Raw genomic sequence first — 15515 nt, forward strand, 5'->3', positions numbered from 1 at the left:
TTTTTTAATGTTGAAAAACTGACCCGTGCTTCGTTAACCGCACTTGCTCTTCCGGCGGGGTTAGTTCCTAAACCTTCTAAATCTCCAACAGTAGCTGCAAGAGTGACTGTACCTACTACTGTGGCAGCAATAGGTCTATTTGTAGGTGCAGAAGGAAGCGCAAAGCGGTAAACGTCAAGTTGCTTTCCATTACTAGAGTTGCCGTCACGATCTTCTCCAATGGTATAGCCGTAAAGTGCCATGAGAATTTTCTCCTTATTTAAACGGTGTAAACTTCTGGAGTGTTGCAAATGTGCAAACTACCCTATCAATGAAAGTATTGAGCGACACAAACAAAGCTTAATTCTACAGACTACAATTTAAAGCTAGTAGACCATAATCCAACCTTGCTTGTATAGCTGCAAATTCTATTGCGCAAGTATCAAAGCATACTTGCAATGCTACTAAAAGTTGGAGTGTTAAGAGGTTAGGAGAATTTGATTTAAACTGTTATGGTTGCTAGTTAGCAAACAACAATTTAAACCTAGCAAATTTTCTTTAAGTGAGAAAAATGCTCATAGACCACTCCCATATAATTTGTGAAAATTCTTTTGAAACGAAGTACTAAGACGCCAAAAGATAGATAAATTCACAAATGATCTAAGATCGCCATTTTATAACCTCTCTGATTTGCCTTCCAAAAATCACCTTTTAAAGTTAAAAGTTATTTTTGGTAAGATACAGCTCTTTGTTTTAGCTTGAGAGTAGTCTATTTAGCTAAGATTAAGATAAAATTTTTTAACTCTTAATTTTAGGTTAAGTTTATTCAAATCTGGAAATCCAGCATCAAGCGTTATGCGATCGCAAAGAAGGAAAGGGGGTTTTTCTAGAGTGGTACTCTACATTAGCGCTCTTTTATGACTATTAGAGGATGTTTGAAAAGTCCTCTTCTTGGTAGCAAAATGTTCTCGATCCCCCTAAATCCCCATTTTTAAGGCAATACGCTTGGGTTAAGGATAATTGTAGGTTGGGTTGAAGGTCGTGAAACCCAACAAACCCCGCGAAATGTTGGGTTTCGTTCCTCAACCCAACCTACGCAATACAAGGTTTTTGACGCTAACCCAAGCGTATTGATTTTTAAGGGGGACACAGAGGGCAGTTTTTCTCCTGCTTCCTGCCCTCTGCCTCCTGCCTTCCTCGATAAAAAATTGGTATTAGTCCATCAGAGTATGAAGTTAGAAAATTTCACCCCTGCCATACTTGGGCAGTTGAACCTGGGAAATCCCAGAATTACCCCAAATTTAAAAAGTTAGGAGTTAAGAATTCTTCTTAATTCCTAATTCCTAACTAAGTAAGTTGGCGCGAAAAAACCTAAATATGTTACGAAACGTAAATAGGCTTAAAACCCTTGTAAATGACGAAGGACAAATGAAAAATGACAGCCTTAGCCAGTTAGCTTTAATTGCGCCGATCTACTTACTAGACATCTGGTACAAATTAAATATGCGTTACCTAGAATCCTTGTAGAGACGTAGCACTGCTACGTCAAAACAATTCTTTTTCAAAGATGCCTACGTTAAATTAGGCAAATGCTGCGGTTGTCACATCGTTATTTAACAGAATTTCTTGCAATTCCTCAGCGTCTACCGTTTCTTTATCAACCAACATTTGCGCTATTTCATCTAAAATGTGACGGTTGCCGATCAACACTTCTTTAGCGCGTGTATAGGCTACATCCACAAGTTTGCGGACTTCTTCATCAATGGCGGCGGCGGTTTCTTCAGAAAAATCGCGCTCTGACATGATATCTCGTCCGAGGAACATATTACCTTGTTGGCGACCAAGGGCAACTGGGCCTAAGCGATCGCTCATGCCAAATCGGGTGATCATCTGACGAGCAACACGGGCTACTTGTTGGAGGTCATTAGAAGCACCAGTGGTAACTTCTTCTTCACCAAAGATTAATTCTTCAGCAATCCGACCGCCCAAGGCCACAGCCATCTGATTTTCCAGATAGGCGCGGCTGTATAAGCCGGTGTCCATCCGGTCTTCGCTAGGGGTAAACCAAGTTAAACCACCTGCGCGACCGCGAGGAATGATGCTAATCTTCTGTACAGGATCGTAGTCTGGCATTAAAGCACCAACTAAGGCGTGACCAGCTTCGTGATATGCTACCAAGGTTTTGCGCTTTTCGCTCATTACCCGGTCTTTCTTCTCTGGGCCAGCTAATACGCGATCAATCGCGTCGTTGATTTCATCCATTGAAATTTCAGTCAAATTCCGGCGTGCTGCCAGAATTGCGGCTTCATTCAACAGATTAGATAAATCTGCGCCTGTAAATCCAGGAGTACGACGGGCAATTTTATCCAAGTCCACATCTTTCGCCAAGGTTTTGCCACGGGCGTGTACCTTGAGGATTTCGCTGCGTCCGGCATAGTCGGGACGGTCTACCACAACTTGACGGTCAAAGCGGCCAGGACGCAACAGGGCTGCATCTAGGACATCAGGACGGTTGGTAGCGGCAATAATGATGATGCCAGTATTACCTTCAAAGCCGTCCATTTCTGTGAGCAACTGGTTGAGGGTTTGTTCCCGCTCATCGTTACCACCGCCTAAACCTGCACCCCGTTGACGACCTACGGCGTCAATTTCATCGATGAAGACGATACAAGGAGCATTGGTCTTAGCTTGTTCAAATAAATCGCGGACGCGGGATGCACCCACACCTACGAACATTTCCACAAATTCCGAACCGGAGATTGAAAAGAAGGGTACACCTGCTTCTCCAGCTACAGCACGAGCTAGGAGAGTTTTACCAGTACCAGGAGGGCCAACTAACAGCACACCTTTAGGAATTTTTGCACCAACTGCGGTAAAGCGATCGGCGTTTTTGAGAAAGTCTACGACTTCGTTTAATTCCAACTTGGCTTGGTCAATACCAGCAACATCGCCAAATGTCACCTGAGTTTGTGGTTCCATTTGGACTCTGGCTTTGGATTTGCCAAAGTTCATTGCTTGGCTACCTGGGCCACTTTGAGCGCGACGTAGCAGGAAGAATAAGCCGACCAAAAGCAATACAGGAAAAAATAAGCTGCTCAGTGCCTTAAACCAAAATCCTTCATCGGTCTGGGGCAAAACAGAAATATCAACACCTTTTGAAGTCAGAGTATTGATCAGGTCTGGATCGTTGACTAAGGTAACAATCCGTTTAGCCGGGTCATATTTGGGTGTAACCAGTGCTGTAGAGCGATCTGCACTCAAACTGACTTTTTCTACTCTGCCTTGTTGAACTTCTTGAATAAACTGACTGTATCGCCATGTCTCTCTGTTCTGGGGTTGTTTGTCAAAAAATGCTGTTCCCAGCGCAATGACGACTATAAACAGCAGTGCGTACAGCCCTGCATTTCTCCATTTTTTATTCACTAAGGTCTATCCTCCCGTATTTTTTGCCCGTTAGCTCTGCACCATCGCCATTCGCCTCTGAATCACAGAGGTGATTATTAAGAATTATGTTAACTTATCTTAAGATATAACAAATTTGGCGTGGCTGTCATGCTAAAAAAAGCCCCCTTATTAGCTGAAAACTAGGATGGTAGGGATTACATTGTAGCGACCCTGAAGGCAGATGAACGGTATGAATGGGAATAATTTCTACCACACTGTTAGTGTAGGCGATCGCTTCAAATCTCTGGACTAACTCGACGCTCCAAGTTTCTTCTCGCACTGGCTGCTGGTGGTTCTGCAACCAGTTTACAAGTTGCGATCGCAAAATTCCCGGCAAAATTCCTGCCTTTTTTGGCGGCGTGTACCAACTGCGATCGCACCATCCCCAAAGGTTGCCTGTGCTGGTTTCTAGCCAATTTCCTTGGGGATCAACTAATATTGCTTCTTGGGCATCTAAGCTAGTTTTTGCCAACCAAGCACTCAAATAGTTTCCAGTTTTATGAGAGGGGAGGGAGCGAGAAAATTCTGAACTAGCAACGGCACACACAACACCAGTTTTTTGTTTTTCTGTCAAATTTTGTGGTAATAATCTACCAGTTATCCATTCCCGTCCATCGGGAAAAAGGGTAATTCTGAGAACAGGGAAGTGTGGGAGGAGAATTTGAGCGCCTTGACGCACACGGTTCCAATCGGGTTGCTGCCAATCAAAAGTTTGTAGTGAGAAAAGTAGGCGATCGCAATGTGCTTGCCAATTGGTTAAATTACAATCTAGCGAGTTCTGATAAATCCGCAATGTTGTAAAAACAGTCGCTCCATAAAGTAAACCTGGATCATTAATGTTTAATTCTAGGGTCTGCGAGTAAATTAATTTACCGTCATACCAAAAAATATTGTTTGTCATTTGTCATTTGTCATTTGTCATTTGTCATTGGTCATTTGGCATTTGTCATTTGGCATTTGTCATTGGTCATTTGTCATTGGTCATTGGTCATTTGGCATTTGGCATTTGTCATTGGTCATTTGTCATTTGCCCAATTGCTTAACGAACTTTGGGGGTTTAAGTAAGTCGGTGAAAATAAATCAAACTATGTGATGAAACGTAAACAGGCTTGAAACCCTTACCAAGGAAGAATGACAAAGGACAAATGACAGCCACCACGAGTTATCTTTAATTGCGCCGATCTACTTAAGTCCCCTGCTTCTATCAAGCAGCGCGTTTTGATGCCTCAGCTAAATCCCCGTCACAAAACTTAATTACGAATTACGAACTTGTGCCGAGCGTTCGCGTAGCGTCTCGTAGAGAAGTCGAGGTATTACGAATTACGAATTATTTTAATCTTTGGGGGGAAATATAATTTTCTTAGTACCTTCAGGAGTTGTAATTACTTTTCCTCCCAAAGCTTCGATTTCCCTAATTGCTCGTTTCTGAGTTCTCTGATCAACGTGATTATTTAAAACAATTGACCAGGTAGAAATTTGAGCATATTTACTGTTAGGATTCCGGCTCAAAAATTCAGCAGTTCTTTGGGAAGTATTCGCTATCAACTGACTCTCTGCATCAGAAAAGTTCCTAGCCCAGTTTGCCGCCATTGTAAAAGATTGTTGGGCAGCTTTAGCGTTGCCTAAAAATAATAACTCATCAACCCCTTTATAACGCCACACGTAATAAGACTTTTCCGGAACCCAGGGAGATAGTGATTTTAAGCCTTTGTCTGATAATGCGATCGCGCGTTCTGGCATGGCAGCATACAATGAAGTACTGATAGAAAGACTCTGATACGCTGCTAAAAATCGCGGGTCACGTTCTAGAATGACTTCAAAATATTCTGGGCTTAAACTGTAACCTGTTCGATCGCGAACTTCATCATCTCCGAAATACTGTAAGAAATTGAGATAAACAAAATCTGCAATTAAGTTATCATAACTAAAACTAGGAATTGTTTTAAGCAAATTAAGACGGATATTTTCAGATTTTATTTCTTTTTCTAGTGTTTCTAAAGAGGCAGATTGTTTGCTATTTATGAGCTTTTGCAATTGGGGGAATTGAATCAAGCCAACTCCTAAAATACACGCACAAATGACAAAAGGTGTAGCAATGGCTTTACGCGATAACAACATATTTTTCTTGTTTTCCCAGGCAAAAGCAACTCATTAGACATCTGGTATAAATTAAATATGCTTTACCCAGAACCCTTGTAGAGACGTAGCACTGCTACGTCAAAACAATTCTTTTTGGGAGATGTCTATTATATAAGTAGGTCGGCGCAATTAAAGCTAACTGGCTAAGGCTGTCATTTGTCATTTGTCCTTCGTCATTTACAAGGGTTTTAAGCTTATTTACGTTTCGTAACATATGTAGGTTTTTTCACGCCAACTTACTTATTGGGGGTAGGATGAGCTGAGGGTGCAATTCGTCTTTTTAACATCTCCAAAAGTTTTGTAAAGTGGGTGGGAGGGGTTGCTGTCACTGCAATCAACTCCCCAGATAGGGGATGCTGCAATTTTAGTTGCCAAGCGTGGAGTGCTTGACCGGGCAAATTGACGCCCACTGAATGACCAGAACTATAAACTTGGTCGCCGACAATAGGATGACCCATTTTGGTGGTGTGGACGCGAATTTGATGGGTACGTCCAGTTTCTAGTTGAAAGTGAATTAAGCTGAAGTTACCAAGGCGTTCTAGTACTTGCCAATGAGTGACAGCTGTTCGTCCGCCTTGTTCAACGGGTATAATCGCCATTTTCTTGCGGTCTTGGGGATGGCGACCAATGGGCAAGTCTATAGTGCCACTTTGAGCTTTTGGCGCACCGTAAACTATGCCTAAGTACTCTCGCCGTGCAGTTTTAGCTTTGAGTTGAGCTTGTAGATGACGATGGGCAATATCTGTTTTCGCGATCGCGATCGCTCCCGTTGTATCCTTATCCAATCGATGGACGATTCCCGGACGTTGGACTCCGCCAATTCCTGGTAAATTGGGACAGTGAGCCAACAGAGCATTTACTAAAGTGCCATCTGGATGACCGGGCGCAGGATGGACAACTAAACCTGCGGGTTTGTTGAGAATGAGTAATTGGTCGTCTTCATAAAGGATATCTAAGGGGATATCTTCTGCTTGCAATTCTAAAGGTTGGACTTCTGGTATATCAAGAGTGATGCGATCGCCTACTTTGACATTAATTTTCTTAGATGTGCAGACTTGATCGTTAAGTTGGACATTACCCTGTTCGATTAACTGTTGGATGCGCGAACGGGATAAGTCTGGTAATTCTTGAGAAAGGTAACGGTCAAGGCGATCGCCTTTAGTATTGACGCAGTGTATCGTACTCTTAAGGGGAAGCAACCTAGGTAAAGCATCCTCCAGTGGAGTTAATGAGCGTTCGCCCTTGGCGTTGGCAAAGCCATCACTATTTTCTTGAATTTGTAAATTAAATTCGGTCACAATGGCTCTAGATTAATTCCCGTTCTTTAAGTAATGATTTTAAGGCTATTTACGTTTCGTAACATACTTTGATTTTTTCGCGCCAATTTAGGGACTTCCAAAGTCCAATGATTAATTGGGGTTATAAATTCGAGAATCTTTCGGTTTTGAGCGTAAGGTTTTGAGAGAGGACACCAGCATTGATACAATATAAATCAGGCAGATAGCTTTCATCCACAGGCTTTAAGCCGGAGGTTCTCAGCATAGGCATGATAGCGAGACCATTAAGGGGAAGAATTATGGCACTATATCTAGACTCAGCGATCGCATCGGAAGCTGAAGTTGTTAAGCTTTGGGGATGGGTGAAAGGCATTACAACAAATCCCACTCTGTTATCTCAAAGCGATACCCCACCAGAAACGACGCTCAAAAAATTGGTTGCCTTGACCAATGGCCCGTTATACTATCAACTTGTGGCATCTGATCAAGCTCTTATGCTAGCTGAAGGTAGAAAAGCTTTCGAGATTATTGGTTCACAAACAATTTTAAAGATTCCCGCAACACCGTTAGGGTTTGAAGTGGTGGCGAGTCTATCACCAGAAATTACCTGTTCGGTGACAGCCATTTACAGTGCAGCACAGGCCGCAGTAGCACGGGAAGCAGGTGCTAAAATTGCCATAGCTTATGTAAATCGGGCTACTCGGTTGTTAGGTGATGGTATTGCTTTGGTGCGGGATATGGCTAGTGTACTCAAAGGCAGTGATACTGAAATTTTGGCAGCAAGTATCAAATCTCCCGAAGAAGCAGCTGCCTCATTGCAAGCTGGGGCGCATCATTTGACTTTACCATTGGCAATGTTGCAGGCGATCGCCACTCATGAATTCTCACAACAAACTGTTGAAGAATTCGCTAAAGGAGGCATTGGTTTAAGTAAGTAGTCCGGCGCAATTAAAGCTAACTGGCTAAGGTTGTCATTTGTCCTTTGTCATTGGTCACTAGTAAAGATTTTAAAGCTATTTACATTTCGTAACATACTTTAATTTTTTCGCGCCAACTTACTTAATTTGTAATTCGTAATGACACTCCTGCGTCGCTACCGCTACGTTCGCGGAGCGTCTCGTAGAGAAGACAGTAATTCGTAATTATAGGAATCCGGTTTGATTTTTGAACAACATTAAGTATTTGTAGGGTGCGTTAGCGACAGCGTAACGCACCATTCTTAAGGATTCGGTGCGTTACGCGAAACGCTAACGCACCCTACGTATCTGTTCAGAAATCAAATAGTAGTCCTATATTAGATTTAAGTACATGAAGAGCTTTATCGGTATTAAAAATATGACGCAACTTACTTTGGTAATTGGCAATAAAAATTATTCATCTTGGTCGCTCCGTCCTTGGTTAGCGATGAAGCAATTCGGTTTGGAATTCAATGAAATTAGGATTCCTCTCTACAACAACGAGGATTTTTCATTGAAAATTCGGCAATACTCCCCATCAGGAAAAGTACCTGTATTATTGCACGATACGCAAACGGTGTGGGATTCTCTCGCTATTTGTGAATATCTTGCTGAAACGTTTCCGACTTTGCAATGGTGGCCAAAGGATAAGGCTGCAAGGGCATTAGCCCGTTCTATCAGTGCGGAAATGCACTCAGGCTTTCAAAATCTACGTCAGAATATGCCGATGAATTGCCGTACTAAATACCCCGGTAAAGGTTTAGTATCTGGCGTGCAACAAGACATTGACCACATTACCAGTATCTGGCAAGAATCACGTCAAAAATTTGGGAATGGTGGTAATTTGTTATTTGGAAATTTCACGATTGCTGATGCATTCTTTGCTCCAGTTGTTCTGCGGTTTGTAACCTATGATGTGCAGTTAGATCCGATTTCTAGAAATTATGTTGAAGCAGTTTGGGCACTTCCAGCAATGCAAGAGTGGATAGATTCAGCAAAAAGTGAGACAGAGATTATTTCCAAATACGAGTTTTAGGTAAATAGCAAAGAGGTAGAAGACAGGGCTATTTGATTCTCATCTAGCCCGCCTCAGAATTAATTCACCTCTCTTATAGCGAAACTAAAGACTACTGAAAAAAGGTTATAGTCCGTTAAAACGGACTTTACCTATGAGCCAGGAACTTGAGTTCCGGGTGGTTTATGTCTAGAATGAAATAGCCCTGGGTAGAATATGAGCCATAAAAACATTTCAATTAGAGATGCAAATCAGAGAGATATTGCTGCGATTATGGAATTGATTCATTTGAAAGCTGAATTTGATGGTTGTCCTGAATCTGTAGAAGCAACTCCTGAAAAATTAGAACTTGATTTATTTGGAGAAAAGCCCCTTGCTTTTGTTGTTTTAGCTGAGGTTGATGGGGATACTATTGGATTGGCAACCTATCACTTTATCTATTCAACTTTTTTAGCAAAACCTGGAATTTGGCTTGATGATTTATATGTCAAAGCTGAATATCGGAGCCAGGGAATTGGTCAGGCGCTAATGCTACGCTTGCGCCAGATTGGGGAGGAAAAAGGTTGTGGCAGAATCGATTGGACTGTAGCTGTATCTAACGAGCGTGGAATCAATTTTTATGAAAGAATCGGTGCAAAGATTATCAATAAAGTAAAATTATGTCGCTTAGATGGTCAGATATTACAGTAGGGTGGCATTGTAATACCCACCCTACAAGCGACAAACTTTCAGTTTAAAAATTAATTTTCATTGTCAGAGAGATTTCGCCAACTCGGTTGATTGTCTCACTACCGGGGACGACTTCAAAGCCAAATCGTTTATATAAAGCAAATGCTGGATTTGTTGCTCTAGTACTAAGCGATATTGATGGATAAGATGTTTTGCCTGCTGCTAACAAATGTATGAGTAACTGCGTTCCTATACCTTGATTTCTATGTTGGGGAAGAATTGCTATTGCTAATTCAGGAGTGCGATCGCTAACATAGCCATATCCTTTATTTTCACCTGTCAATAAACGCAGCCATGCGGCTCCTATTGGCTGATTACTACTTTCCCAAATAGCAACGAAGCCACTATCATCTTTACATCCCCAATTTTTCACGTATTTTGCCAAATCAGGATTATTCTTCGCATCTTGCACTGTTAAATTACCTTCTTCTATCATATGGGCTGCTTCGTAAAGCATTTCCCAGAGAAAAGGCTCATCTTCTTGTGTGAGTGGTCGAATAGAATAATCCATCAGGCAAAGTTAGGGTAATTTACTCAGTGGTGTCGCTAAACCGTCAATACTGGCAAGATTTTTTTGCTGTTGATATTCTCGAACTCCCTCTTCGCCTTTTTTGGTAGCCCAGTTTACTAGAGTTTGGCGCTGACCTTGATATTCATAGAGTGGTACGCCAAAACCACAGGAGGTCTGGATTTTTTCAATGTCAGCGACGATAATTTGACGAGTTCCAGGTATCGGCAAAAACAGAGAATACAAGAAGTTCCAGTCTGGAGAACTTGATAAAATCGTGGTTCCTCGACCATAAAGACGCAAGATACGCGCAGGTTCTTTAAAAGCACAAAACATGAACGTTATTCGCCCATTTTCTTGCAAATGGGCTGATGTTTCGTTACCACTGCCTGTGAGGTCTACGTAACCTACTCGGTTGGGAGAGAAGATGCGAAAACAGTCCAGACCTTTAGGAGACAGGTTAACATGACCCGTAGCACTCAAAGGTGCAGAGCCAACAAAAAAAAGGTGTTGGGCAGCAATAAAGTTTTGTAGTTCTTCAGTAATACAGTCAAACAATTTAGACATAGGTTGTCTGATTTATATTTGTAAATTTACCATGTTCTCAGCCTATGTTTTAGCTAAAAATCTAGGAAGGTTTGACTAGCGGTGTCTGGCTTATGGGAGGGGAGACGCGATTAATCGCATCTCCATTGCGGAGTTAGGAGTGCAGAAAAGTGTTATTGTCTCATATACCTACTAGCCATTTGGATAGCATCAGCGATATCGACATCACCATCGCCATCGGCATCTAAAAAGGAATTCAGTACAGGATTTTCGCCAGCTTGGGGATTTTGAGCATTGGCGCCTGATTGCAAACACTTTAGCACCAAAGGTACTGCCAAAGGCAGCAATTGTTGAACCATACCAGCATCTAGTCCAGTGCGCTGGGAAGCAACCTCAGCTACCTGCTGTTGTATCTCAGGAGAAAATAGGGAATTGACGGCTTGGGGGTTACCAGAAGTACCAGCATATTGACTCACTAAATTTTGCGTGGCTTCATTACCATCCGTGGCTTGCTTATCTTGTAGAGCAGAACGCACTTGACCACCCACAATTGACAAAACTGATTGGATGGCAGAAGGGTCTGCACCTGTGCTACTGCTCAACTGTTGTACAGTGTTGACAATACTTCCCAGTTGACCTAAGTTGCCCTGTTGATTGGGATTAGCGACGGCGCCAAGAATTTGATCGAAAAGTCCCATAAGTTTGTTTCTCTCTTTGTTCTCAAAAATCTTGCCAAAACTGGCTTGAAGTGTTTTATGTACACGGACTTTTGTCAGTCTACTAAAAGATTAGAACACGCGAGCTTCATTATCAAGGATTAAAATTTCAAAAGTTACTAAGTAGGTCGGCGCAATTAAAGATAACTGGTTAAGGCTGTCATTTGTCCTTTGTCATTGGTCATTAGTAAAGATTTTAAGTTTATTGACGTTTCGTAACATACTTTGATTTTTTCGCGCCAACTTACTTAGTAGTTTGTCAAGTTTAAATTGACGGGAAGCAAGTTGGTAGTAAGGACAAAGCGTCCTTATTTTCTAAGCACTAAAGTGCTTACTACAAACCCTCAAAATTAGCTTGACAAAACTACTAGCTCAAGGATGAGAAATCGGTAAGCTAACAAAATCGAGATTATTTGAGGGTGCGATAATGCAAAAATACGTCATTTCCAACTTGACGCGTTTCTATCAATTCCATACGAGGAGCATCACAAGGAAGAAAACCTTCTCCCTCTACTGGAGTGGGTGCATCCTTACCTCCAAAAATCAAAGGCCAAATAGTCAACCACCAATCATCAATTCGTTTTGCTTCTATTAAAGAAGCTGTCAAAGAGCCACCGCCCAAAGCAACAACCTTGCTGATACCTCGCTCTGCCATCAAGCTATAGCCTTTATCCCAATCCAAATCTGTATCTCCCAAGGCAATTAATTCAGCTTTTTTACTTAAGCTTGTTGCATCACAATTTTGTTGCAAACTATTCTGTGTCGTAAATATCCATCGCTCAATTTCCTGACTAAAAAAAGGTAGAGTCGGGGATAAGTCTAGTGAACGTGAAACAACACAGGTAATAGGCTGGGGAGACTGACCTCGAATTTTACGTGCTGCCAACAATTCCGGATTATTAATTATCAAATTCTCTCCGTGAATCCGAATTGTTCTAGCCCCCACCAGGATTAAATCTGCAAGAGAAGTTTGATATTCCAAGTGCGCAAAATCAACAAGGTCAATGTCACTGGGTGCTTTCGGATCTATAGAACAAATTTTTCCATCAGCCGACATTGCAAGAACCAAAGTTGTTGGGATGTTTGTCATACTAACTCGTAATTAAGATACACTCGAAACTATGTTGCACAAACAATAGTTTTGCAGATGAGAGAGGTTATGTGCAGCGTCTACCAGGGCTATTTCATTCTCATCTAGCCCGCCTCAGAATTAATTCTGAGTCTAATAGCGAAAGTCGTCTCAAGACGACTGAGAAAAGATTATAGTCCAATACGCTTGGGTTAAGGATAATTGTAGGTTGGGTTGAAGGTCGTGAAACCCAACAAACCCCGCGAAATGTTGGGTTTCGTTCCTCAACCCAACCTACGCAATACAAGGTTTTTGACGTTAACCCAAGCGTATTGGATTATAGTCCGTTTAAACGGACTTTAGCTATGAGTCAGGAACTTCAGTTCCGGGTGGTTTATGTCTAGAATGAAATAGCCCTGAGCGCCTACTAAGTCTATAAATGAAGATTCATAAGTCAATTTATGAATAGAAACTCGAAACAAAAGAGTCGGTAATTTGTTTTTTTCTAATATACTAATACCGTAGTTAAGTAAATAATGATGTTTTTTAGCACTATTGTTTAAAATTATGTTATAAAATCGATCTTGGGTATGCTGTTTTCATATATTAAATTATCACATATCAGCCTAATATTCTATTTTTTAGATAAAAATCTCAAAAAATGACCTTCAATTTCTGGGTTACCTGTCCCCAACCAAACCCTCAAGCCAATTTGCGTTTATTCTGCTTTCCTTACGCTGGTGGTAGTTCGGCAATTTTTCGCACATGGCCTAATAATCTACCTAGTAATGTCGAAGTCTGTGCTGTGGAATATCCGGGACGGGGAAGACAGATTAAATCAGCACCCTTGACGCGATTAGAACCTCTTGTTCAAGCGATCGCTCCAGTTCTAATACCATACTTAGACAAACCATTCGCTTTTTTTGGGCACAGTATGGGTGGATTAGTTAGCTTCGAGTTGACCCGTCTACTTCGCTCTCAGTATAGTCTTACTCCCTTTCACCTCTTCATCTCGGCTCGTCGCGCCCCACAAATCCCGTTGACAAAACCACCCCTCCACGTCCTATCTGACCCTGATTTGCTCAATGAGCTACGCAGTCTTAATGGTACACCCAAAGCAGTACTAGAGAGCATGGAACTAATGCAGATGTTCCTCCCTATTTTGCGGGCAGATTTTGCAGTTCTGGAAACTTATATTTACAGTCAAAAACAGCCTTTGGAGTGTGCTATTACTGTTTTTGGTGGTTTGCAAGACCAAGAAGTTAGTCATGAGCAACTGCAAGCATGGCGAGAGCAAACCATCGCTGCTTTCTCATTACATGAGTTCAACAGTGACCACTTTTTTATCCATTCACACCAAGAATTATTATCTAAACTTATATCTCAAGAATTGCAGATGCGCAGGGCTATTTAATTCTAGACATAAACCACCCGGAGTTGAAGTTCCTGGCTCATAGCTAAAGTACGTTTTAACGCAATACGCTTGGGTTAAGGCTAAAACGCTCATAGGACTTACGCAATAACTCTCTGAAACTCTTATTCCTTTGGAGAATAAAGAAATGCTTAACTGAACTGTATTGATTTATAAGGGTTTAAGGTGTATTTGCATTTCGTAATATAGTTTGGTTTATTCTTGCCGACTTATTTAGTAAGTAGGTCGGCGCAATTAAAGCTAACTGGCTAAGGCTGTCATTTGTCATTTGTCCTTCGTCATTTACAAGGGTTTTAAGCCTATTTACGTTTCGTAACATATTTAGGTTTTTTCACGCCAACTTACTTAGACAAAAAGGAGTTAGGAGTCAGAAGATAGAATTTTCCTGACTCTCTGAACTTTTTATTTTTGGGTAGCGATCGCTAACTTTGCCCCCGGAACTTGACGCACCCGATCCATCACAGCCACTACTCGCCCATAATCAACTTTTTCATCAGCATTAATAATCACTAAAACTTCTGGGTTAGAACCAACTAAAGTCCGCACTTTCCCTGTCAAATCATCAATGACAACTGGTTGACGGTTCACGCTCACCTGTTCTTGTTCATCTACAGTAATGGTAATTTTAGTGGGAACTTGCTGTTGTTTCGCTGTGGTAGCCTTTGGTAAATTTACTGGCAAACCTTCTGATCGCGTTAAAAACAAAGTGGACATGATGAAAAATGTCAAAATTGCAAAAATCACATCAATCATCGGCACGATGTTGATCTGTGGTGGAAGTTCTGGTTCATCTGGTAGACGCATAAGTTTTTTCTCCTCTTTCATAACGACGGCGGTAGAGTAATTCTAGCTGTCCCCCATACTCCTGAATTAGGGCAATTTGGCGCTGGTACAGTCCCCGAAAGGTATTGGCAAACATGAGTATGAATATGGCAACTATCAATCCTGATGCGGTTGATACCAAAGCTTCACTAATCCCGGATGTAACACCAGTTGTTTTAGTACCTCCCACATCACCAAGGTTTAGGGAGGCAAAGGAAGTTATCAATCCTAACACTGTGCCGAGAAGACCCAACAGTGGTGCCAGACTAATAATTGTCTCAAAAAGGTTTTGGAAACGTTTTAACACAGGTATCTCAGCCTGCGATTCGCTTTCTAATGCCAAGCGAAATTCTTCTGGATTTGGCTCTTCCAATTCTAAAGCCGCTAGAAAAATCCGGGCGAGTGGCAAATCTGCGTTTTTCTGAAGTTTATCTATTGCACCGACAACATTATCGAGACGGTAGAGATTCAAAACATCTCGCACCACACGGCTTTGACGCTGATTGATCCGTACCCAAAACCTGATTCGCTCGATGATCAGTGCCACGCCCAAGACCGAAAACGCCAGCAGGGGCCACATAACCACACCGCCTGCCGCAAACAAATTCTGAATTCCCATGTAGTGCCTCTATAACGTCATCCACAATCCAAAATTAGACTACCAGAATCTCGAAAAAAATGAAACTTATTCTCAATAGAATATAAAATATAATGATAATTTTTTCAAATCCAATGATCATGATTTTTATTTAGTTCTTCGTTTGTCTTAGATAAAATAATTTAATTGAATTGAAACAAAAATTAATTTTGTTGAAAAACCATGATAATGGTGGTTTAAAAAGATGTTGATGCTAGTGGGGGGTTGTGTAACGCTATCCCCAAT

The 15515-nt window shown here is 41.5% G+C and carries 15 protein-coding genes and 1 pseudogene; 5 read left to right on the forward strand and 11 right to left on the reverse strand.

Going from position 1 to position 15515, the window contains the following annotated elements:
• The 3 genes and pseudogenes from LC605_RS24855 to LC605_RS24865 all read right to left on the reverse strand — a co-directional run.
• Window positions 1–242 (reverse strand): annotated as a pseudogene (locus tag LC605_RS24855) (hypothetical protein); the annotation flags it as partial.
• A gap of 1318 nt (window positions 243–1560) precedes the next feature.
• A complete protein-coding gene (gene ftsH3, locus LC605_RS24860) occupies window positions 1561–3402 on the reverse strand; it encodes an ATP-dependent zinc metalloprotease FtsH3 (protein ID WP_229550174.1) in 1842 nt (613 codons plus the stop codon).
• A 127-nt stretch (window positions 3403–3529) separates the two neighbouring features.
• Window positions 3530–4324, reverse strand: coding sequence for an aminotransferase class IV (locus LC605_RS24865; protein WP_229550175.1), 795 nt, complete (start codon window positions 4322–4324; stop codon window positions 3530–3532).
• Here LC605_RS24865 and LC605_RS24870 point away from each other — a divergent pair.
• Window positions 4318–4488 carry a hypothetical protein gene (locus LC605_RS24870; RefSeq protein ID WP_229550176.1) on the forward strand — a complete coding sequence of 57 codons (171 nt, stop codon included), beginning with the start codon at window positions 4318–4320 and terminating at the stop codon, window positions 4486–4488. The genes LC605_RS24865 and LC605_RS24870 overlap by 7 nt on opposite strands.
• A 267-nt stretch (window positions 4489–4755) precedes the next feature.
• On the opposite strand, the gene LC605_RS24875 is transcribed toward LC605_RS24870, so the two are convergent.
• Both LC605_RS24875 and LC605_RS24880 read right to left on the reverse strand, forming a co-directional pair.
• On the reverse strand, window positions 4756–5541 hold the full coding sequence (locus LC605_RS24875) for a hypothetical protein (RefSeq protein WP_229550177.1): 786 nt from the start codon (window positions 5539–5541) through the stop codon (window positions 4756–4758).
• Between the two features lie 257 nt (window positions 5542–5798).
• On the reverse strand, window positions 5799–6740 hold the full coding sequence (locus tag LC605_RS24880; RefSeq protein ID WP_229550188.1) for an RluA family pseudouridine synthase: 942 nt from the start codon (window positions 6738–6740) through the stop codon (window positions 5799–5801).
• A gap of 398 nt (window positions 6741–7138) precedes the next feature.
• On the opposite strand from LC605_RS24880, the gene LC605_RS24885 reads away from it, so the two are divergent.
• From LC605_RS24885 to LC605_RS24895, 3 genes are all read left to right on the forward strand, one after another.
• Window positions 7139–7777: a transaldolase family protein gene (locus LC605_RS24885; RefSeq protein WP_229550178.1), complete on the forward strand. Its 639-nt coding sequence runs from the start codon at window positions 7139–7141 to the stop codon at window positions 7775–7777.
• 397 nt (window positions 7778–8174) lie between these two features.
• Window positions 8175–8831 (forward strand): glutathione S-transferase family protein, encoded by a 657-nt coding sequence (locus LC605_RS24890; RefSeq protein ID WP_229550179.1) that lies wholly within the window; start codon window positions 8175–8177, stop codon window positions 8829–8831.
• A gap of 195 nt (window positions 8832–9026) precedes the next feature.
• On the forward strand, window positions 9027–9500 hold the full coding sequence (locus LC605_RS24895) for a GNAT family N-acetyltransferase (protein ID WP_229550180.1): 474 nt from the start codon (window positions 9027–9029) through the stop codon (window positions 9498–9500).
• Between the two features lie 43 nt (window positions 9501–9543).
• On the opposite strand, the gene LC605_RS24900 is transcribed toward LC605_RS24895, so the two are convergent.
• The 4 genes from LC605_RS24900 to LC605_RS24915 form a co-directional block, all read right to left on the reverse strand.
• Window positions 9544–10050 carry a GNAT family N-acetyltransferase gene (locus LC605_RS24900; RefSeq protein ID WP_229550181.1) on the reverse strand — a complete coding sequence of 169 codons (507 nt, stop codon included), beginning with the start codon at window positions 10048–10050 and terminating at the stop codon, window positions 9544–9546.
• A 9-nt stretch (window positions 10051–10059) separates the two neighbouring features.
• Window positions 10060–10614: a pyridoxamine 5'-phosphate oxidase family protein gene (locus tag LC605_RS24905; RefSeq protein ID WP_229550182.1), complete on the reverse strand. Its 555-nt coding sequence runs from the start codon at window positions 10612–10614 to the stop codon at window positions 10060–10062.
• A gap of 152 nt (window positions 10615–10766) precedes the next feature.
• On the reverse strand, window positions 10767–11291 hold the full coding sequence (locus tag LC605_RS24910) for a DUF937 domain-containing protein (RefSeq protein ID WP_229550183.1): 525 nt from the start codon (window positions 11289–11291) through the stop codon (window positions 10767–10769).
• Window positions 11292–11718: 427 nt separating this feature from the next.
• Window positions 11719–12399 carry a RibD family protein gene (locus tag LC605_RS24915; protein ID WP_229550184.1) on the reverse strand — a complete coding sequence of 227 codons (681 nt, stop codon included), beginning with the start codon at window positions 12397–12399 and terminating at the stop codon, window positions 11719–11721.
• Between the two features lie 640 nt (window positions 12400–13039).
• Between LC605_RS24915 and LC605_RS24920 the strand changes: the two genes are divergently transcribed.
• Complete coding sequence (locus tag LC605_RS24920) at window positions 13040–13792, forward strand: thioesterase II family protein (protein WP_229550185.1); 753 nt, start codon at window positions 13040–13042, stop codon at window positions 13790–13792.
• 420 nt (window positions 13793–14212) lie between these two features.
• On the opposite strand, the gene LC605_RS24925 is transcribed toward LC605_RS24920, so the two are convergent.
• Both LC605_RS24925 and LC605_RS24930 read right to left on the reverse strand, forming a co-directional pair.
• Window positions 14213–14614: a biopolymer transporter ExbD gene (locus LC605_RS24925; protein WP_229550186.1), complete on the reverse strand. Its 402-nt coding sequence runs from the start codon at window positions 14612–14614 to the stop codon at window positions 14213–14215.
• The gene (locus LC605_RS24930) at window positions 14598–15251 is read right to left on the reverse strand and encodes a MotA/TolQ/ExbB proton channel family protein (protein ID WP_229550187.1); all 654 of its coding nucleotides are present in this window, start codon (window positions 15249–15251) and stop codon (window positions 14598–14600) included. The genes LC605_RS24925 and LC605_RS24930 overlap by 17 nt, the downstream gene beginning before the upstream one ends.
• Between the last annotated feature and the right edge of the window lie 264 nt (window positions 15252–15515).

It is taken from the genome of Nostoc sp. CHAB 5836 (genome assembly GCF_020829445.1).
Taxonomy (GTDB): domain Bacteria; phylum Cyanobacteriota; class Cyanobacteriia; order Cyanobacteriales; family Nostocaceae; genus Nostoc.

Excerpts from the sequence above, each read along its gene's own strand:
- LC605_RS24865 (WP_229550175.1), bottom strand. The coding sequence starts at position 4,324 with ATGACAAACAATATTTTTTGGTATGACGGTAAATTAATTTACTCGCAG.
- LC605_RS24875 (WP_229550177.1), bottom strand. The coding sequence starts at position 5,541 with ATGTTGTTATCGCGTAAAGCCATTGCTACACCTTTTGTCATTTGTGCG.
- LC605_RS24885 (WP_229550178.1), top strand. The coding sequence starts at position 7,139 with ATGGCACTATATCTAGACTCAGCGATCGCATCGGAAGCTGAAGTTGTT.
- LC605_RS24890 (WP_229550179.1), top strand. The coding sequence starts at position 8,175 with ATGACGCAACTTACTTTGGTAATTGGCAATAAAAATTATTCATCTTGG.
- LC605_RS24895 (WP_229550180.1), top strand. The coding sequence starts at position 9,027 with ATGAGCCATAAAAACATTTCAATTAGAGATGCAAATCAGAGAGATATT.
- LC605_RS24900 (WP_229550181.1), bottom strand. The coding sequence starts at position 10,050 with ATGGATTATTCTATTCGACCACTCACACAAGAAGATGAGCCTTTTCTC.
- LC605_RS24905 (WP_229550182.1), bottom strand. The coding sequence starts at position 10,614 with ATGTCTAAATTGTTTGACTGTATTACTGAAGAACTACAAAACTTTATT.
- LC605_RS24910 (WP_229550183.1), bottom strand. The coding sequence starts at position 11,291 with ATGGGACTTTTCGATCAAATTCTTGGCGCCGTCGCTAATCCCAATCAA.
- LC605_RS24915 (WP_229550184.1), bottom strand. The coding sequence starts at position 12,399 with ATGACAAACATCCCAACAACTTTGGTTCTTGCAATGTCGGCTGATGGA.
- LC605_RS24920 (WP_229550185.1), top strand. The coding sequence starts at position 13,040 with ATGACCTTCAATTTCTGGGTTACCTGTCCCCAACCAAACCCTCAAGCC.
- LC605_RS24925 (WP_229550186.1), bottom strand. The coding sequence starts at position 14,614 with ATGCGTCTACCAGATGAACCAGAACTTCCACCACAGATCAACATCGTG.
- LC605_RS24930 (WP_229550187.1), bottom strand. The coding sequence starts at position 15,251 with ATGGGAATTCAGAATTTGTTTGCGGCAGGCGGTGTGGTTATGTGGCCC.